Genomic DNA, 19,684 nt, shown 5'->3' on the forward strand with positions numbered 1-19,684 from the left:
AACAGCAGGAGTTCCAACACCGATGACCGAACCCACCATGAATGCCCTGGTCTCTCCGGAGGGCAGCCTCGAAATTCTCTCCACCCACGAGGTAAACCGGCTCAAGGACAAGAGTGAAGGGGGTTTGTACCGATTGTTCAGGCAATGCGCCCTGGCGGTGCTGAATACCGGCATGGAAACCGACGACTGCAAGGAACTGATGGAAGCCCACGGCGATTTCGATGTGCGGCTGGTTCCCCAGCCCCGGGGCCTGAAGCTGGAGCTGATCAATGCCCCGGCGCACGCCTTTGTTGACGGCGAAATGCTGCGGGCCATCAGGGAACACCTGTTCTCGGTGTTGCGGGATATTGTCTACAGCCACTCGCTGCCAGACACCGTCTCCGGCTTCCGCAAGGATAATCCGGAAGACATTACCAACCTGGTGTTCCATATCCTGCGCAATGCCCGGGCCCTGGAGCCCGGCCGCCAGCCCGACATGGTGGTGTGCTGGGGTGGCCATTCCATCAGCCATGACGAGTACCAGTACAGCAAGGAAGTGGGGCACCAGCTGGGGCTTCGGGGAATGAGCATCTGCACCGGCTGCGGCCCCGGTGCCATGAAAGGCCCCATGAAAGGCGCGACCATTGCCCACGCCAAGCAGCGGATCAAGAACGGTCGTTACATTGGTATAACCGAACCGGGCATCATCGGGGCGGAAGCGCCCAACCCGATTGTCAACGAACTGGTGATCATGCCGGATATCGAAAAGCGGCTGGAAGCCTTTGTGCGCTGCGGCCACGGGGTGATCGTTTTCCCCGGTGGCGTGGGTACGGCCGAAGAGATTCTGTATCTTCTGGGTATTCTGCTACACCCGGACAACGCCGACCTGCCCTTCCCGGTGGTGTTTACCGGCCGCCGGGAAAATGCGGAATACTTCGAGATGATCGACAAGTTCATCCGCAATGCCCTGGGCGACGAAGCCGCCAGCAAGTACGACATCATCATTGATGACCCGGTACGGGTAGCCCAGACCATGAAGCAGGGCATCAAGGATGTGGAGACCTTCCGCCGCGCCATGCAGGATGCCTACTACTTCAACTGGATGCTGAAGATCGACCCGGTGTTCCAGTTACCGTTCGAGCCCAACCACAGCAACATGCGGGCGCTGGAATTACACAGGGATCAACCGTCACACCTGATTGCGGCGAATCTGCGCAAGGCGTTCAGCGGTATCGTGGCGGGAAATGTGAAGGAAAGCGGAATTCGGCAGATTCAGGAAAAGGGACCGTTTGAAATTGCCGGAGACCCGACGCTGATCAAACCCCTTGAGGCCATGCTGGAGCAGTTTATTGCCCAGAACCGGATGAAACTGCCAGGATCATCCGCTTATCGGCCCAGTTACCGTATTGTCAGTGGTGCGGCCTGAGCCGCACCACTGCCGGGCAATTACTTGCCGCCAGCCGGCAGGCTTGCGTAGTAAGCCGCCAGGTTGGCGATGTCTTCATCGCTCAGGGCAGTTGCCTGGCCCTGCATGACCGGAGCCTGGCCACCCTGACGCTGACCAGCCTTGTAGGCTTTCAGGGCAGCAACCAGGTACTGCTCTTTCTGGCCTGCCAGGTTCGGGTAAATGGGCACCTGGGAGATACCGTTCTGGCCGTGGCACGCGGCACAAACGCCAGCCTTGGCCTTACCGGCTTCGGCATCGGCTGCCATGGAAGCGGCAGGCGCAGCAGCACCCAGTGCGAACAGACCAGCAACTGCGAAGTGTTTCAGGTTCATAGAGTTCATCCTCTCATCGTTTTTACGTTTACAATTCAGTTTTTTATCAACCGGACCGTAAGTCAGACTTTCTTTATAGCACAGCCATCCAAGGCCTCAAATGTGATAGGTCAAGGACATTCGTGCGACCATAGTGCTGTTTTACTCTCGTGCTGACTATAGGACAGTACGAACAAACCGCAAAAATACATTAATTAACAAAATCACCTGCACACCGGAGATCACGCCACATGTCTGTAGAGGTTCAGGAACTCGCCTGCCGCCAGGGCCACATCGGTCTGCTTACCCTGAATGCAGCCCAGACCCTCAACGCCCTGACCGAGGACATGGTCAACCAGGCCCAGGAAACCCTGGATCGCTGGGCCACAGACGACCGCATCTGCATGGTGGTGTTGCAAGGCAGTGGCGAACGGGCCTTCTGTGCCGGCGGTAACATCCGCAACCTTTACCAGGCCCTGAAAGGCGAAGGTGACACATCTGCCCCGGAACGCTTCTTCACCCGGGAGTACCGGCTTGACTACAGCCTGCACCGTTTCCCGAAGCCGGTGGTGGGCCTGGCCCGGGGCATTGTGATGGGGGGCGGCCTGGGCCTGCTGTCGGCCTGCCGCTACCGGCTGGTCACACCCGATGTCACCCTGGCCATGCCGGAAATCAGCATCGGCCTGTTCCCGGATGTCGGTGCCAGCTGGTTCCTGAACCGTCTGCCGGGGCGCCTCGGGCTGTTTATGGGGCTGACCGGGGCCCGCCTGAACGTGGCCGACACCCTGCGGGTGGGGCTGGCAGACCTGGTGATTGATGCCGGCCAGATCGAAACCCTGCTGGCCCGCCTGCAGGATGAGCGCTGGACCGGCGAGGCCGCCGCCGATGACAACCGGCTGTTCCGCCTGCTGAACCAGGTGGAAGCGCTGGATTACCGGAGCCTGGCGCCGGGCCACCTGGAGCGGCACGAACAGACCATCGCCCGGCTGACCGCAGGCACCGAGCTGCCCGCCATCATCGAACAGATACTCGCCGCCGACATTGACGACCCCTGGTGGCAAAGCTGTGCGGAAAACCTGAAGAATGGCTGCCCGGTGACCGCCTGGCTGGTCTGGCACCAGCTGCGCAAGGGTCAGCAGATGTCACTGAAGGATATTTTCCGGATGGAACTGGCCATGGCACTGGAATGCACCCGCCGCCCCGACCTCGCCGAAGGCATCCGGGCAGTGCTGGTAGATAAAGATAAAACGCCGGTGTGGTCGTTCAAATCCACCAGGGACGTACCGGAAGAAGTGATTGAACGGCATTTCGAGCCGGTGTGGGACGACCTGAACGACCCGATGCAGCTGGACTGACACCGGGCCAGGGAATCAGCGGGCAGCGCCCGCCTGCACCAGCAGCATTTCCAGGTCCTGGTTATTGCGGGCCCGGGCAATGTCGAGGGCCGTGGTACCATCGGTGCGCCGGTAGTGCACATCAGCACCAGCGGCCAGCAGCATCTCGGCGGTCAGCAGGTCGCCGGCTTCCACCACTTTCATCAGCAGGGATTCGCCGCCCTGGCTGACATTGACGTTGGCTCCCGCCGCCAACAAGGCGCGAACCACCGACAAATGCCCGTTTTCCGCCGCATGGATCACCGGCGTGTAACCGCTGTTGTCTTCGCTGTTCACATCGGCACCGGCCGCCAGCAACAAGCGGACAATACGCCGGTTACCCTCCGCCGCTGCCAGCATCAGCGGGGTTTTGGAAGAACCTGCCCTGGGGTCCGGGTCCACGCCCTGCGACAGCATATCCAGCACCGCCCGGTCTTCATTGGCCGCAACCGCTGCCAGCAAATCCGCGCCGGTTGCCCCGGTATCGCCTACCTCGCCCGTACTGCTGCAACCAGCCAGCAACGACAGCACCACCAAAACCACAAAATGAAAGCGACTGCCCGCATCCCTGCTCATCATTCGTACTCTCTTGTTTGATTTTTTCAGCTATTTTGCGGGCCGGGTGGTGATAATTAAATCGAAACGGTCACAACTCCGACACTTGCGCCAGCCAGCGGGCCACGATTTGTCTCAGCCGCATTTCGCCCTCTCGCTTGCCGGTGACCAGCCCAAGCGCCTGCAACTGCGGCCAGGCCCAACCCTGAAGTACCGCACGGCACCAGAGCCCGGCATCTTCCTGCCCGGCCAGCCAGGCCATCCAGCCAGGCCAGCTGCAGACTTCACGCAGCAGCGGCAAAGTCACTTCAAACCCCCGATAGCCCTCGGCAAAGCTCCGCAAATCCTGCCAGTCGTCCGGCCCGGGCTCTGCCGTGGCAGGCAGGTCTGCGGCAAGCTGCGCCAGCAATTCCGGGGGCATGTCGGGCCAGTGCCGGGGAATCAGCACCTGCCAGTGCCTGGCAAACCGACGGCGCAGGCGCTGTTCCAGGTCGCAGCCCGCCGGGGATACGCCCTTGAGCAGTTGCACCGGAAACTCGCCGGTAGAATTCTCCCGGGTCAGCCCGATACGCACCAGGCGTAATCCACAACCTTGCCAGAACGACTGCAAACCCGCTTCGCCACCAAAACTGGTACCCAGCGAATCCAGCCCCTGGCTCCGGCAAAAATCTTCCGCCGCCGCCACCAGCGCCCGGCCCACACCCAGCTGCCGGGCCGGCTCTGCCACGGCAATGCGCACCACCCGAAAACACCGCTGCTGCGCCGCCTCCGCAAAGCCGCCATGGCTGGCCAGGGACTGCGCCAGCAAATGCCCCCGCAAACGGCGCTGGCCCATGGCCACCTGGACGGCCAGGCCCTGATCCAGGCCACCTTCCACACATCCCCAGAGCACACCCACGGTTTTGCCCTGCACCACCGCCCGCCAGCTGCTGGCGGCCGGATCGTCCAGCCACTGCCGCAAGTCCGCCGGCGTGGTGCGGTAATGGGCATCCACCAGCAAGCCGAAGGCCTCGGCAAGTTCCGCCTCGCTGGCCTGTGCCAGATTCCAGGGTTCGACATGCACCGCACCGGGTTTCGGCTTGCTGCTGTCCGGCCCCCGGGCACCCAACAGAAACATCCGGAACAACACCCGCTCCAGGGGATCACCCTGCGCCCAGCGCACCGGCTGCTTCAGCTCCACCGATTGCCAGTGCGGCGTCTCCCGGTCCAGCACCTGCCGGAACCGGATCGCAAAGCCACGCCCGGTGCCCTCATAGCCATGCACTGTGCTGGCAAACGCCACCCGAGGCCAACCCAGCAAAACCTCCCGCAGCCAGCTCGCCGGCAAACCGGCGGCCTCGTCCACCATCACCACCTCGGCCTCCGGCTTCTGCGCCAGCAACTCCGGCACCGGCAGGAAACGAATCGCCTGCCCGCCAGGCAGCACCAGCTCCGACTCCGACCGGCTCTCAACCCGGTCGCCCAGAACCTCCGCCGCATGCCGGAAAAAACTCTGCAGATTGTCCACCGAAGGCGACGTCACCAACACCTGCTGCCGCCCCGCCAGCAACAACTCCGCCGCCGCCATCCCCAACGCCGCCGACTTCCCCCGGCCCCGGTCTGCCGTCACCACCACCGGCCGCCGACGCCGCCCCAACCCGAAACGCACCAGCCGCGCCACCAGCTCCGACTGCTCCGCCGTCGCCCCCGGCCTGAACGCTGCATCATCACACCGGACATCCGGCAGCAGCGGGCGCTCATCAAGACCCTGCCGAACCCGGACCACCGCACCGTCAGACGCCACAACCTCCGCCAACCGCGCCAAAAACGGATGCTCCCCCGCCCCGTCCAGCCCCGTGCGCAAGTAATCCGGATCCTCAAACCCCGGCCATTGCGCCAGCGGCGGCATCAACCAGAACAACAACCCACCGGCCCTCAACGTACCCGCCAACCCCGCAAACCCATCCGGCGGATTCCCCTGCCAGCCATCCCAAACCAACACCCCGGCCTCCCGCCCCAGCCAGCGCTTGTACTGCCCCGCCGAGACACCACGGACACCCGCAACCCCGGCGTCCTCATCACGGCCAACCCACAGCGCCCCGGCGACATCAAAACCACCCAGCCGCTCCTGCACCCAGCCCCGGGCCCACTCCTGTTCACCCTCCACCAGAACGAGGCGGCGTTGACCGGTATGGGCCAATTGAGCCGAAAAGGTTTGCCAGTTCTGTGTGATCGAGGAAGGCATAATCTGAAGGCAACTCCGATGGAGCGCTGCGCCGGGGGTGGCCTTCAAAAAATTTGCGGAGCCATGGATGGCGGAGCAGAAGCGCCACATGGATGTGCCGACAGGAGCGTTTTTTTGAAGGCCACCCCCGGCGCAGTGCGGGCATGAATGACAAAAGTCTCAGGCAATTATGCGGCACGGCTACTCCCGCTGCCAGCAGCCAAGTACAATACCCGCCATGCCAAACCAGCCCCAGATGCCAGACACCAGCTACCTGCCGCCCCACCTAACCGACGAACAGCGGGCCATCATCACCGCCGGCTTCGAACACTCGGTGATCACCGCCGTGGCCGGCAGCGGCAAAACCTCCACCCTGGCCTGGCGCATACGCCACCTGCTGCAACAGGGCCACGACCCGGACCGCGTGCTGGTACTCATGTTCAACCGCAGCGCCCGCATCGACTTCCAGCGCAAGCTACAAGAGGTGTGCCACCAGTCCGGCCTGGCCCTGCCGGAAATCCGCACTTACCACGCCATGGGCCTGCGGCTGTACAAACGCTTCGTGCGGGAAGGCTACCTGCCCGGATTCTCTGAAAAAATCCTCACCGAACAGGAAATCGGCTACCAGGCCTGGCTGCTCACCCGCCGGCTGGCACCGGAAGACCTGGCCGACGAAATCCGCCGCAACAAAAAAGATTATGTGGAAACCGCCACCGGCTTTGTCGACCTGGTCAAAACCTGCCTGTCACCAGCAGAAATCGTATTCGAAGAACTGGGCTACTCGGAAAAACACAAATACCTGATCGACCTGTTTCACAGCTTTGAGCAATGGCGCAAGAGCCAGAGCCGCATCAGCTACGCCGACATGCTGTACGAACCGGTCATGGCCATTCACCAGAACCCGCCATTGCAGCGCCTCGTCGGCAATAAAATGGACCTGATCCTGGTGGACGAATACCAGGACACCAACGAAATCCAGCACCTGCTGCTGCGCTACGTGGCCGGCGACCGCGCCCGGGTGACCGTGGTCGGCGACCCGGACCAGACCATCTACGAATTCCGCGGCGCCAAGCCTGAATTTATCCTGCGCCGGTTCAGCGACGAGTTCGAAAGCCCCCTGGAACAGACCCTCAGCTACACCTTCCGGTACGGCCACCAGGTCGCCCTGCTGGCCAACCACCTGATTTGCCACAACACTGGCCGCAAGGATGTCCTGTGCCACTCCCACTTATCCACTCCGGCTACCGAAGTAAACCTGCACCGGGCAGACAACGACAGCGACCAGATCCTGAAAATCCTGCAGCGACAAAGCCCGGAGCAAACCAGCCAGAGCGCCATCCTGTTCCGGGTCTGGAGCCAGAGCGTACCGATCGAGCTGAAACTGCTGGCCCGGCACATCCCCTATCGCATCGACAGCGGCAAAGGGGCCCTGTTCAGCCGGGAAGTGCAGGCCATCATCGCACTGCTGATGGTGGTCAGCGGCCGCCTGCAACAGCTGCCGGACAGCGACCGGCTGGACCTGGCCCGGCAACTGCTGCGTTTTCCCCACGTCGGCCTGAAAGAGCCGGAACTGGAAAACCTGGCGCAGTTCCTCGCCGGCTTCGACAGCGACTGGCACGAACGCCTGCTGGCCATGGACTTCAACGCCCTGGCCCCCATGGCCGCCCGCAAGCTGAAAAAACTGGGCGAAGTGTTGATGCAGCTGCGCAACTACAAGGGCCCCGTGGCCGGACTGATCAGCGTCTACGCCGACCATACCGATCTGTACGAAGGCATTCGCAGCCTCGCCCTGACCCACGACAGCGCCGAAGAGCGCATCGACACCATCCAGGGCTTCCGCGACTACCTGAAAAGCCTGGATGTTGACGCCGCCGGTGCGCTGGACCACCTCAAGGCCCTGAAACAGCAAGCCGGCGAACAGAGGGAGCAGGGCGTACTCTTATCCACCATCCACCGCACCAAGGGTCTGGAGTGGCCGGTGGTCATCATTCCCGGCCTGCAGGAAAAGTACCTGCCCTACAGCCCCCGCCCGCAGGACGATGCCCGGGCCCTGCTGGAGAGTGAACGGCGGTTGCTCTACGTGGGCATGACCCGTTGCCGGGAGCAGCTGCACCTGATTACCCGCCCCGACAGCAGCCACCCGCACCTGGATGGTGATCAGGGCCCCAGCCGCTTCGTGGCAGAATTCTGCTTCCCCCTGGCCCGTGAGCTGGGGCAGGTTCTGGACGCAGGTAACCCCGCCTCTGCCCAGCCCATAACGCTCCGGCATCCCCTCACCCCGGTCAGCCTGCGCTATGCCGAAAGGGCCAAAATCACCCTGGATGGCCAGGCGCCAGCCAGCACCCCGGACGCCTCACAACCCGTATGGCACCAGCCCCGGCTCATTCACGCCATCTTTGGCGCCGGCCGCGTAACCGGGGAAGACGAAAGCTCATTCGAGGTACGCTTTGATAATGGCGACATCCTGAATTTCAGCAAGAAAAGCGCCCACCTGTACTTCACCCCGGTAACAGACTGATCCATAAATGGAATTCCCTGCGTACAAATCCTGACCCCGGTAAAGGTGTAATTTTTTGTATTTTTTGGCTTACTAACCTAGATTCCAGATAAGGCATTAAATCTAGGGATTTGTCTGCGTTCCTGATGAGAGAACGGGAACATAAAAATGAAACAGGAGGTTCTGCATGAACATCGTGCGCCCGGTCGCTTTGGCCGTCTTAGCTTCATCCCTGTCTGCGCCAGCCCTGGCCGCCGACAAGCAATCCATTTACCTGAACCCGTTCGCCGGTTATCAGCTGTTTGACGACAAGCGTGACCTGAGCGAAACCGACACCTACGGTGTTGGTATTGAATACCGGTTCAAACCCCACTGGGCGGTAGAAGCGGTTTACTCACGCGCTGATGCAGACCGCAAGTACGTGGACGGCGATTCCGAGTTCGAAGAACTGCGCCTGGACGGCCTGTATTACTTCCGCGGCCAGGATTCTGCCTGGAACCCGTACCTGGCCTTCGGTGCCGGCCATGCTGATTTCGGTGACGGCCCGGTATTTACTGCTGGCACCAACCATGACGAAACCCGTGTAAACGTGGGCGCCGGTGTGCGTTACAACATCAGCGACATGATTTCCCTGCGCGGTGACCTCCGCGAGTTCCACGGCATTGACGAAAGCACCTTCGACACCATGGTGTCTCTGGGCCTGAGCCTCGCGTTCCACCGCACCACCACCGAGCCCAAGCCGGCGGATGCGGACAACGACGGTGTGCCCGATTCCCGTGACCAGTGCGCCAACACCCCGGCCGGTGCCCAGGTAGACAGCCGTGGCTGTGAACTGGATGCCGACAACGATGGCGTTGCCGACAGCAAGGACCAGTGTCCGAACACCCCGGCTGGCGCTGAAGTAAACAGCCGTGGTTGTGAGCTGGACAGCGACAACGATGGCGTGGTGAACAGCAAGGACCAGTGCCCGAACACTGCCGCTGGTGCTGAAGTGGACGAAACCGGTTGCGAAGGTGTCACCGAGACCATCGAAACCATCGAACTGCGAGTTCAGTTCCCCACTAACAGCTCCGTGATTGACGCCACCTACGACGCCGAAATCCGCAAGGCTGCGGACTTCATGGAAGAGTACCCGGACACCACCGTTGAGATTGCCGGTCACTCCGACAGCATTGGTGATGCCAAATACAACCGCTTCCTGTCCCAGCGCCGTGCCGAAGCCGTGGCTGATCGCCTGACTTCCGTACTGGGTGTGGATCCGGACCGTGTAACTGCAGTTGGTTACGGTGAAGTCGAGCCGATTGCCAGCAACGACACTGCAGCTGGCCGTGCCCAGAACCGCCGTGTAGAAGCCCGCATCCAGGTTCGTCGCTAAGACCAACCGGACGGGTAGTGAATAAGTAAGGCGCCTTCGGGCGCCTTACTTGTTTCAACCGCAGTCATTCCACCCGAACCGCATCCACCAGCAGGTTTCTGGGCGTCAGTTCCCGTGCACAGAAACGGCCCAGGCGCACCCTGTAGCCCTGCTCCTCCAGAAACACCGCGTAATCCAGCACCATCCAGAGCTCCAGTGGCCGGCGGAACAGATGCCGCAGTAACTCGTGGCGCTGAACCTGCAACGCCCGCTGTTCACCCCGCGTCAACCAGTGCTGCCAGCCCAGGTTATCCGGCAAGTCCAGCTGTTTCTTGCCCGCAGCCCAGCGGCAGAAGCCTTCGAAGTCACCGTTATTCAGGGACGGCGGATGGGAAGGCACCGGCAGATAGCCGTCTACTGCCCTCAGATAACGCTGCAGGGCATCAAAACCCAGCCGCCACGCCGTTACCCGGGCCGTCTGCTCCCTTACCCTTGCGGGCGCTGTGACCGTTTCCTGCACGGCCAGGCGCAGGGTGTTACGGCCAGGCCTCAAGGCGGGTGCGTGGTTTCGGCTGCCTTGTGCCAGGGGTTGATACGGCTCCTGGGCCGTCAGGTGATAACAGCAGGGGGAAAAACTCAGTCTCGGCGTACCGGCCGCCGCGCCGCGCTTCAGCAGTTGCCGGTGCAGGTCGCCACAGGCATGCAGCGCCACGCCATGCACTCCCGCAGGCCAGTTCAGGGAATCCGCCATCACATCCTGGTGGTGCAACTGCACCGGATCGCCGTAATGCCGGGCCAGCCGGTTGCCGTCCTGAACCAGTTCATCATTCCACTCGAAGCCCCGCACGCGCGCCGCCCCCCGGGCCGCCAGCGTTCGTGCCAGGTGGCCTTTGCCACAGCACCAATCCAGCACAGGCTGTTCCAGCGGCAGCACCGCGGCGGCAAAGGCACCGGCCTGCAAACGCTTGCGACCGGGCATATCCACGGCCTGCAGCTCCGGCAGTGCCGACCGGGCCCCGCTGTCGGGAGGTGACAGTTCCGGCAGCTCTACCAGGGGCCCGTAGTCAGCAAGGCCCGGCACAAACCGGGCAGCTTCGACGGCAAACGCCGCCAGGTTTTCTTCAAAGGCTTCGCAGGCGTCCAGCGTCAGCGTGTCCAGCCAGTGTGCAAGCTCCGGATAACGTTCGCACCAGGCCGGTTCCGGCTCCATAAACGGTGCCGGCTGCCACAACTCCTGGTGCCGGACCAGCCAGTCATTCACCTGCTGCCAGTGGCTGTAAAAAGATCTCGCTGGCTGGTGTAAACTCGCCGCCGGAGGTAACGTCATGAAACTGGCCTTTGTACTGGTTGAACCAAAAGTTCCGGAAAACGTGGGCGCAGCTGCCCGGGCCCTGTGCACTATGGGTTTTGCCGAGCTGTGGCTGGTCAATTCCGACCTGCACACCCGGCCTGAAGCCCACTGGCTGGCTCACGGCAGTGATCACATCCTGGATAACGCGCGCATTTTCCCTGATCTGGCAGCGGTTAGAAACTCCGCGGATTTGCTGATGGGCACCTCGGCCAAGCCCCGCCATAACCGGCAGGACTGGCACCCGCCGGCGCAGCTGAAATCGGTACTGGCCAACAAGGGCGCGGCAGTGGCTACCGCGGCCCTGGTGTTCGGGCGGGAAGACCGGGGCTTGTCGAACGACGAACTGGCCCTGTGTGACCTGCTGACCGGCTTCCCCATGGCGGTCAGTTATCCGTCACTGAACCTGGCCCAGTCGGTGATGCTCTACGCCTGGGAACTGTCGGGGCTCGCCGGTGCCGGCACCGACAGCCCTGCCGAAGAAACGGAAGCCGCCGGTCTCGGTGCCCTGCGTACCCGGCTGGAAACCCTGTTGCCGAAACTGGATGCCCCAGCCGATGAAAAGCTGTCGCAATGGGTGTTCGAGCGCCTGCCCCTGCTGTCGGAGCGGGATATCGGCTTTGTGCATACCCTGTGCGGCAACATCGAGCGCAAGCTCTGAGCTATTCGGAGAACCGCCCGGGCCGGAAGGCGTCCAGTTGCACCGCCGGCTCCTCGCCATCAATCACCTGGGCAATCACCGCCGCGCTCCCTGCCGACAGGGTCCAGCCGAAGGTACCGTGCCCGGTATTCAGGAACAGGTTGTCCCTGGGGCCTCGCCCGATAATGGCGGGGCCGTCCGGCGTCATCGGCCGGAACCCGGTCCAGGTTTCGGCGTCATCCAGGTTGGCGCACCCCGGAAAGCGCGACTGCACGGATTTTTTAATGGTGGCAATGCGGGCCCCGGGGATGTCCCGGTTGAAGTCCGCCAGCTCCACAAACCCGGTGGCCCGCAGGCGGTTGCCCAGCCGGGTGGAAACCACCTTGAAGTTGTCATCGTGAATGGTGCTCACCGGCGCCCGGCCAGGCTCGCTGAGTGGCACGGTAATGCTGTAACCCTTGACCGGGTATATCGGCAGCTTCAGCCCCAACGGCCGCACCAGCTCCGGCGACCAGCAGCCTGCAGACACCACGAAGGCATCCCCCTCGACAATCTCGGTACGGCCATCAGCCCGCCGGATCTGAACGCCATTCACCCGCTGCTGGTCCGCCAGCAGGTGTTCCACTGACACTTCATAGCGGAATTCGGCCCCCAGCTCCTGGCAGACCCGTGCCAGTTCCCGGCTGAACAGGTGGCAGTCACCGGTGCCGTCGGTGTCGTAGCGAATGGCACCGTACAGGGGGCCGCCACCGGTCATGCCCGGCTCCACCTGCCGCACCTGCTCCGGGGTCAGCAGGCTTGAGGCAATGCCCATGCCGGCCAGCAATTCATGCAGCTTGCGGTAGTCTTCCATGGCGCCTGGCGTGCTGGCCAGGTGCAGCAGGCCTTGATGGGCACCGTCAAAGGCCAGCTTGTGTTCCTGTTCCAGTGCCAGGAAACATTCCCGGCTGTAGATACCAAGGCGCAACATGGCCCGCTTGTTCAGCCCGAATAACCCCGGCGACCAGGCGTAGCGCAGGGTGGCAAACATGAACCGCAAGGCCTCCAGCGACGGCGGCAGGCCCAGTTTCAGCGGGCCGTCCTGTTGCAACAGCCATGGCAGGGACTTGAACACCATGGAGGGGTCCGCCCAGGGATACACCACCCCGTAGGAGCGCTGGGCCGCATTGCCCTTGCTGGTTTCGTTACCCGCCACCGGGTGCCGTTCCAGTACCGTTACCCTGTGGCCCCGCCGTATCAGCTCCCGGGCAGTGGTTACACCCACCACACCGCCGCCTATCACCACAATGTGCATGACTTGCCTCCGTTAACTCACGCCATTTTCGGCCAGCAACTGCCGATACTCCTCCAGCACCTCCGGATGTTCCGCCGGATACTCCGGTGCCAGCTGCTTCAACACATCCGCCACCAGCGCCGCCACAATCGCACGGGCAACCGGCTTGCTGTCTCCGGGCACAACAAACCAGGGTGCATCGTCGGTATGGGTTGCCGCCAGCGCCTGCTCGGCATACTTCTGGTAAGTGGCCCGCTGCTTCCAGCCTTCGATATCGGAATGATCGAATTTCCAGCGTTTCCTGGGCTTGTCCAGGCGTTTCAGCAACCGCCGTTTGTGCTCATCTTCCGACAGGTTGAGCCAGACTTTCACAATACAGGTGCCTTCAGACACCAGGTGTCGTTCGAAGTCACAGACTGCCTGGTACCGGGCCGGCCAGTTGTAGGTGTCTTCGGCCCGCACCGGCCACACCCGCTCGCCAATCACCGCTTCATGGTGGCTGCGGTTGAAGGCCACCATCTGGCCATAGGCCGGCAGGTAAGGCGTCACCCGCCACAGAAAATCATGGGCGGCCTCGGCCCCGGTCGGCCGGCTGAACGACCAGGCATGGAAGCCGGCAGGGTCTGCATAGGTGGCGAGTGTGCGGATCAGGCTGTCCTTGCCACTGGTATCCGGGCCATGGACCACCAGCAACAGTGCCTGCTTGCGGTTGGCCCAGAGCCTGCGCTGGTATTCCCCGATGTCTTCCAGGCTGGCCTCAAGCGATGGCACACCGGCGCTGTCATCCAGCTCTGTGGGGTAATGCCCCAGCCCCGGTTGTTTCGGGTTCAGAAACCAGGAACGGGCAAAGGCCGTGTACTTCATCAAGGAAACTCCCTAGGCCTGCCGGGCAGGTCAAGCTGTATGCAAACTGTTAAACTCAGGGTATCAACTTTCAGGATAGCAGCCAGCCCTGTGCTGCGATGGAGCCAGAACCCCGGATATGAGCAAAAAACGTCGCGAGATTCCCGTTTTCGATCACCCGATCATTGAGACCCACTGCCACCTGGACTATCTGAAAGACCAGCCCCTGGCGGATATTCTCGAGCACAGCCGGAAGGTCAACATCGAAAAGGTCATCACCATTGCGGTGTCGCCGGACAACCTGGCGGCAGTGCGGGAACTGAGCCGGGCTGCCGACTGGGTGTATGGCACCCAGGGTATCCACCCCCATGAAGCCGAGAGCTACACCGATGCGGTGGAAGCCGAAATCCGCCAGCACGCGGGCGACAGCAAGATCGTCGCCATTGGCGAGATCGGCCTGGATTATTACTACGACAACGCCGACCGCGAAGTGCAGCGGGAGGTGTTCCGCCGCCAGCTGCAAATTGCCTGCGACACCAACCTCCCGGTGGTGATCCACAGCCGGGATGCCGATGACGACACCATCGCCATCCTCAAGGAATTCGAAAACACCCTGGAACGGCGCGGCGTCATTCACAGCTTTACCTCCGGCCCCGGCCTGGCGCAATACGCCCTGGACCAGGGCTGGTGTCTGGGTTTTAACGGCATCACCACCTTCAACAAGGCAGAAAACGTGCGGGACATCGTGCGCATGACACCCATCGAGCAGATTCTGCTGGAAACCGATGCCCCGTTCCTGACGCCGGTGCCCTACCGCGGGCGGGAGAACGCGCCCTTCTACCTGCCGTTCGTGGCGGAAAAAATCGCCGAGGTTAAAGAACTACCGCTCGGGCAGGTTGTGAGCCAGACTTATCAAAACAGTCTCAGGGTGTTTTTCCCGCAACCATGATCTCATCCGTTTTTCAGGTACTCGGCGGGCTGGCGTTGTTCATGCTGGCCATGGAAATGATGACCAACGGCCTGAAAAACGCCGCCGGCCATTCCCTGCGCCACCTGCTCGGCCACTGGACGCGCACCCCGATGCGAGGGCTGATGGCCGGCTTTGTGATTACCGGTATTGTGCAGCACTCCGGCGCGGTCACCGTGGCCACCATCGGCTTTGTTAACGCCGGCTTGCTGTCCCTGAAACACTCCCTGGGGGTGATCTTCGGCTCCAACATCGGCACCACCATGACCGGTTGGCTGGTGAGCCTGGTGGGCTTCGGTTTCAAAATCGAAGCCATTGCACTGCCCCTGCTGGCGGCGGGCGTGGGATTCCGCACCATCAGCCGCACGCCCCGAAACCAGTTTCTGGGAGAGGCCCTGGCCGGTTTTGCGCTGTTTTTCCTGGGCCTGTCGATTCTGAAAACCGCGCTGGAATCCGCCGCCGGCGGCCTTACCAGTGGCGACATCATCAGCCCGGACTACGGCCTGCCGGCGTTCTTCATGATTGGCCTGATCGCCACCGTTCTGACCCAATCCTCCAGTGCCTCGCTGGCCATTGTGCTGACTGCAGCTGCCGGTGGACTGATCCCGCTCGATAATGCCGCCGCAGCCGTGGTGGGTGCCAACCTGGGGTCTACCTCCACCGCTGCGCTGTCGGCCCTGAAAGCCACCGCCAACGCCCGGCGCCTGGCCATCGGCCATATTCTATTCAACGTGGTGACCGGCATCATCGCCCTGCTGATCCTGCCGGTGATGCTCTGGATGGTCGCCACACTGACCGACCTGCTGGACCTGGAAGCCAACCCGGCAGTGTCGCTGGCCCTGTTCCACACCCTGTTCAACGTGTTGGGCGCCGCGGTAATGCTGCCGTTTATCACACCCTTTGCCCGTTTTCTGGGCCGGCTGTTCCGCAGCAAGGAAGAAGACAATGCCGAACCCCGGCACCTGGATGACACCCTGATCACCACCCCGGAACTGGCGATCGGTGCCGTGGACCAGGAGATGAAACGGCTGATCGGCCATACCCGGGGCCTGCTGAGGGTATGCCTGGACCGGGAAGGCCTGAATGTCGCCCAGATCCGCCCGAAAATGGAGGCCATCAAGTCCCTGAACAGCGCCATTACCGACTATATCGGGCGGTTGCGGGCGGAGAAAATGCAGGTCTCCATTGTCGATGCCCTGACGATCAGCGTTCGCACCTGTCGCTACCTGGCCGAAGCCACCGACCTGGCAGACCGGTTGCTGACCCTCAGGGAACTGGCAGACCGCACCGAATTTGCCGGTTCCAAACAGGCCTACAGCGACTATCTGGACACCCTGCGGGCACTGGTGGCGTCGGAAGAACCGGCTCCGGAATTGCTGGCGAAAACCGAACAGGTTTATCACAGCCTGAAGAACGACACCCTGCAGAAAATTGTCTGGCAGCGGCTGGCCACCACCCTCGGGGACCAGATGCTGGATACCCTCAGCTCGGTACGCCGGCTGAGCGACCAGTGGGCCAAGTCACTCTACTGGCGCGCCGGCACCGATATCCTGAACGGCTATCACCATCAGGAGCCGGTGCCGGAGAACCCGCAATAACCGTTGCGGCCCGTGTTCTTGGCCTGGTACATGGCCTGGTCGGCCTGCCGTAGCAGCTGGTCGCCGTCCAGCTCCGCAGGCTGGGGATACAGGGTGTAGCCGACACTGGCAGAGACTTCCACCATGTGGTCAGCCACCCAGACCGGCTCGGCAACCGCCGTCAGCAGCCTGTCCATCAGGTTTTCAATAGCGTCCACATCGGCCACGTTCACTACGATGGCCGCAAACTCGTCGCCACCAAGCCGTGCCAGGGTATCTTCTTCCCGCAGCACCGTGCGCAGTCGCCGGGCCACTTCCACCAGTAACTGGTCACCGGCGTCATGGCCGAAGGCATCATTCACCGGTTTGAATTTATCCAGGTCGATATAAAGCACCGCCAAAAGGTAATCCTGCCGCCTGGCCTGGGCCATGGCCTGCTGCAGGCGCTCGGCAAACAACACCCGGTTGGGCAGGTTGGTGAGGGCGTCATAGTGCGCCATGGTGCGAAGCTTCTTCTCGGTTTCCTTGAGCCGGGTGATATCACTGAACACACCCACGAAATGGCTTTTCTCGCCCTGCTCATCCACCACGCTGCTCAGGGTCAGGCTCAGGATCAGCCGCCGGCCATCCCGGTTACGGCTGGCGAACTCGCCGCTCCATACTCCGTGTTTGCGGGCAGCCACCAGTATCGAGCTGCCTTCATCCACCGGCAGCGGTGGCAGGCGGCCTATTGCGGTGTTGCGGTCCCAGCCGGTAATCAGGAAGTAGGCCTCGTTGGTGTCGATGACCACACCATGGGCATCGGTGATGAAGATCGCTTCCCGGGCATTTTCAAACACCTTCAGGGCCAGCCGCTGACGTTCTTCGGCCTGTTTCCGCCGGGTGATGTTGTACCAGGAACACAGCACCGATGGTGTGTCGTCATCATTCTGGTAGACCGGGGCCAGGGTCATGTCCACCCACACGTGGCTGCCATCCTCCCGGCCGAATAGCCACTCGGATTGAGCAACATCCCCTACCTGAACCCGCTGCAGCAGTCCTGCCAGCTTTCGGGCGGAGTCCTGACCATCCGGCTGGACCTCCGGGGAAAACCGCTCCAGGGGCTGGCCCAGCATGTCGCCAGCAGAGCGGCACTCCAGCAGCTCCACTGCGGCCCGGTTACAGTCACTCAGGGCCCGGCCACGAATCATCAGCATGGGCTGGGGCCAGCTTGCCACCAGCTCCTGAAGCCGGCGGCTTTCCCGGGACAGCTGGCGCTTCTTGCGGCCCAGCCAGATGCTGGTAGCCAGCAATAACAGCACCAACACGGTTACCACCGCTACCCATAGCCGGTACTGATGGAGTACATCCAGCCAGGTTACCTGGGGGACTTGGTCGTAAGGCGGCAGGCGCAGGCTGCGGGTCAGGTGTTCCACCGACTGGTAATCGGCCGGGGGCGAGAAGGAAGCCAGGCCTGCGGCCACGGCAGCCGGGTCGTCCGGTTCCAGGGCAAACAGGGCGGAGGCAATCTGGCGAATGGTGCGGGAATCCACATGGGGCAGCGACACCAGTGGCCATTCCGGATACAGGCGGGTTGAAAGCCGGAACGGATAGCCCCGGAGGTTCTGGGCGTTGATCACCTTCAGCGCGGTTTCCAGCCCCGGGTCTTCCTGCAGAAGTTCTTCCAGAACACCGGTTCGGATAAAGCCGATGTCGGTGTCTCCCGCCAGCACAGCCCGAACCACCCGGTCATGGTTACCCAGATAGATGATCCGGTTATCCCGCCGGATATCCAGGCCTGCCGACTGCAGCTCCAGGGCCTGGGCCTGGTAGCCGCCCAGATAGTGAAGGCCCGGGGTAGCAATGCTTTTGCCGCGCAGGTCTTCCAGTGCTTGAATATCACTGCGCCCGGCTCGGGCAATGATCACACCGCCAATGCTGCCGGTAGTGATGCCGTTCCAGTCGCGCTGCAGGGTAGCCAGTACGCCGGTCAGGCTGCGCTCGCTGCGGATCATCAGGAAATGGGCCGGATTGGTCAGGAAAAAATCAATGCGGTTGGAAGCAACCGCACGGTCCATTTCTTCCTGGGCCAGCACACGGATGGTGATATCCCTGCCGGTCTCCCGGCTCAGATAGTCCGCCAGCGGCTGATACTTTGCCATCACCAGGGGGTCGGGGCGGTATCCCAGCACCCCCAGCGTCACGCTATCCGCTTCTGCCGCCACCGGGAGCGGCGCCAGAACCAGCAGCACCAACAGCGCAATCGCCCGCCCCGGGTTACCTGCAAGAACCGATAACCAACTCACTCTGCCCGCCTTGGCAGAAACTGCTGGCTGGCGATCCGTTCGTGTTCCGGGTGCTTGTCCATCAGTCCCTCCCGTTCCAGAAGCCCGGCCAGGCGTATGGCCGTTGTTTCAATTGTTCCGCTCTTGGCCAGGTAACGCTGGTTGGCGGCGAGATCTGGCAACATAACCGTTGCCAGTGCCTGGCGGATAAGCTCCGGCGCCATGCCCTGCCGCGTTGCTATCCGGTAAACCGCGTCGTGCAGGTTGCGCACCAGGTACCGGTAACCAGCAAAATGGCCGGCCACCAGGTCCTTTATTGGCCCGGGCTGGCGGCCTTCGGCCCGGTGGGTTACCGCCAGCACATCAAAAATGGTATCCGGCAACTCCCGGCTGTCAAACAGGCTGACGGCCCCGGCCTGCTCCAGGCGGGCAGCGACCGGCTGATAACAGACCGACGCATCAATCAATCCGTTATTCCAGGCTTCCAGGTGCTGGTCTACCGGTATATCGACAACCGAAATATCCCCTGTCGTCAGCCCTGCCCGTTCAAGCAGGTGCAGCAACATAACCCCGGACACGCCATTGAGTTCCACCCCCACCGCTCGCCCCTTCAGCTGCTCGATTGCGGTGATGTCCGGTCGAACCAGCAGCATATCGGCGCCCACCGAAACGTTGGTGACCGCCACCAGCCGCAGGTCTACCCCCGCCGAACAGACCCGCCGCGCTTCATCCAGTGTCAGGGCGGCTGCGTCCAGTTGCCCTGACAACAAGCCGCTCATGGAATCCCTGGCCGCCGTGCCCTTGACCAGTTGCACGGTATCCGGTAACCAGCCGAATTCTTCCGCCAGGTACAAGGGCTCGTACCCGATCCAGGGGTGAATACCGACTCGCAGGGGGTCACCCCGGCCACAACCGGGCAGGCTGGCGGCCAGGCCGGCGGCAAGCGAGAGCTGTAGGAAGCGACGGCGGTGCATGAAAGGCTCCGAATAACACAATGTGTCGGATAGTAATACAGATGTTCTGCAGCCGCCTACCCGCAAGGGCCATCGGACC

At 62.3% G+C, this 19,684-nt stretch carries 15 protein-coding genes; 7 read left to right on the forward strand and 8 right to left on the reverse strand.

Translation table 11 applies throughout. From position 1 onward, the window contains the following. The first annotated feature begins 22 nt into the window (after positions 1-22). Positions 23-1,405: a nucleotide 5'-monophosphate nucleosidase PpnN gene (ppnN, locus tag AQ621_RS14600; protein WP_058342024.1), complete on the forward strand. Its 1,383-nt coding sequence runs from the start codon at positions 23-25 to the stop codon at positions 1,403-1,405. Between the two features lie 20 nt (positions 1,406-1,425). Here the strand turns inward: ppnN and AQ621_RS14605 are convergent, their stop codons facing one another. After that, positions 1,426-1,758 (reverse strand): c-type cytochrome, encoded by a 333-nt coding sequence (locus AQ621_RS14605; RefSeq protein WP_022988539.1) that lies wholly within the window; start codon positions 1,756-1,758, stop codon positions 1,426-1,428. 230 nt (positions 1,759-1,988) lie between these two features. Between AQ621_RS14605 and AQ621_RS14610 the strand changes: the two genes are divergently transcribed. After that, the gene (locus tag AQ621_RS14610; protein WP_058342025.1) at positions 1,989-3,092 is read left to right on the forward strand and encodes an enoyl-CoA hydratase/isomerase family protein; all 1,104 of its coding nucleotides are present in this window, start codon (positions 1,989-1,991) and stop codon (positions 3,090-3,092) included. A 15-nt stretch (positions 3,093-3,107) separates the two neighbouring features. Here the strand turns inward: AQ621_RS14610 and AQ621_RS14615 are convergent, their stop codons facing one another. Together AQ621_RS14615 and AQ621_RS14620 are read right to left on the reverse strand one after the other, a co-directional pair. Beyond that, positions 3,108-3,689, reverse strand: coding sequence for an ankyrin repeat domain-containing protein (locus AQ621_RS14615; protein ID WP_227508350.1), 582 nt, complete (start codon positions 3,687-3,689; stop codon positions 3,108-3,110). Between the two features lie 67 nt (positions 3,690-3,756). Continuing rightward, a complete protein-coding gene (locus AQ621_RS14620) occupies positions 3,757-5,889 on the reverse strand; it encodes a tRNA(Met) cytidine acetyltransferase TmcA (protein ID WP_058342026.1) in 2,133 nt (710 codons plus the stop codon). 217 nt (positions 5,890-6,106) lie between these two features. Here AQ621_RS14620 and AQ621_RS14625 point away from each other — a divergent pair, with 217 nt between their 5' ends. After that, positions 6,107-8,386 (forward strand): ATP-dependent helicase, encoded by a 2,280-nt coding sequence (locus AQ621_RS14625; RefSeq protein ID WP_173637055.1) that lies wholly within the window; start codon positions 6,107-6,109, stop codon positions 8,384-8,386. Positions 8,387-8,552: 166 nt separating this feature from the next. Continuing rightward, the gene (locus AQ621_RS14630; RefSeq protein ID WP_058342028.1) at positions 8,553-9,740 is read left to right on the forward strand and encodes an OmpA family protein; all 1,188 of its coding nucleotides are present in this window, start codon (positions 8,553-8,555) and stop codon (positions 9,738-9,740) included. 64 nt (positions 9,741-9,804) lie between these two features. Here the strand turns inward: AQ621_RS14630 and AQ621_RS14635 are convergent, their stop codons facing one another. Then, a complete protein-coding gene (locus tag AQ621_RS14635) occupies positions 9,805-11,046 on the reverse strand; it encodes a methyltransferase (protein WP_058342029.1) in 1,242 nt (413 codons plus the stop codon). Between AQ621_RS14635 and AQ621_RS14640 the strand changes: the two genes are divergently transcribed. Then, positions 11,045-11,728, forward strand: a complete 684-nt coding sequence (locus AQ621_RS14640) for a tRNA/rRNA methyltransferase (RefSeq protein WP_022988546.1) — start codon at positions 11,045-11,047, stop codon at positions 11,726-11,728. The two genes, AQ621_RS14635 and AQ621_RS14640, sit on opposite strands and share 2 nt — an antisense overlap. A gap of 1 nt (position 11,729) precedes the next feature. Here AQ621_RS14640 and AQ621_RS14645 read toward each other — a convergent pair whose 3' ends face one another. After that, on the reverse strand, positions 11,730-13,001 hold the full coding sequence (locus AQ621_RS14645) for a D-amino acid dehydrogenase (RefSeq protein WP_058342030.1): 1,272 nt from the start codon (positions 12,999-13,001) through the stop codon (positions 11,730-11,732). A gap of 12 nt (positions 13,002-13,013) precedes the next feature. Next, positions 13,014-13,844, reverse strand: a complete 831-nt coding sequence (locus AQ621_RS14650; protein ID WP_058342031.1) for a polyphosphate kinase 2 family protein — start codon at positions 13,842-13,844, stop codon at positions 13,014-13,016. A gap of 118 nt (positions 13,845-13,962) precedes the next feature. Here AQ621_RS14650 and AQ621_RS14655 point away from each other — a divergent pair, with 118 nt between their 5' ends. Both AQ621_RS14655 and AQ621_RS14660 read left to right on the forward strand, forming a co-directional pair. Then, complete coding sequence (locus AQ621_RS14655; protein WP_058342032.1) at positions 13,963-14,772, forward strand: TatD family hydrolase; 810 nt, start codon at positions 13,963-13,965, stop codon at positions 14,770-14,772. Then, entirely contained in the window at positions 14,769-16,388 is a 1,620-nt protein-coding gene (locus AQ621_RS14660; RefSeq protein WP_058342033.1) for a Na/Pi cotransporter family protein, read from the forward strand. The genes AQ621_RS14655 and AQ621_RS14660 overlap by 4 nt, the downstream gene beginning before the upstream one ends. Here the strand turns inward: AQ621_RS14660 and AQ621_RS14665 are convergent. Both AQ621_RS14665 and AQ621_RS14670 read right to left on the reverse strand, forming a co-directional pair. After that, a complete protein-coding gene (locus AQ621_RS14665; RefSeq protein ID WP_227508351.1) occupies positions 16,358-18,652 on the reverse strand; it encodes a diguanylate cyclase domain-containing protein in 2,295 nt (764 codons plus the stop codon). The two genes, AQ621_RS14660 and AQ621_RS14665, sit on opposite strands and share 31 nt — an antisense overlap. Then, entirely contained in the window at positions 18,649-19,605 is a 957-nt protein-coding gene (locus AQ621_RS14670; RefSeq protein WP_058342034.1) for an ABC transporter substrate-binding protein, read from the reverse strand. The genes AQ621_RS14665 and AQ621_RS14670 overlap by 4 nt, the downstream gene beginning before the upstream one ends. Positions 19,606-19,684 lie beyond the last annotated feature (79 nt).

This window comes from Marinobacter sp. P4B1, assembly GCF_001447135.1.
Taxonomy (GTDB): domain Bacteria; phylum Pseudomonadota; class Gammaproteobacteria; order Pseudomonadales; family Oleiphilaceae; genus Marinobacter; species Marinobacter vinifirmus.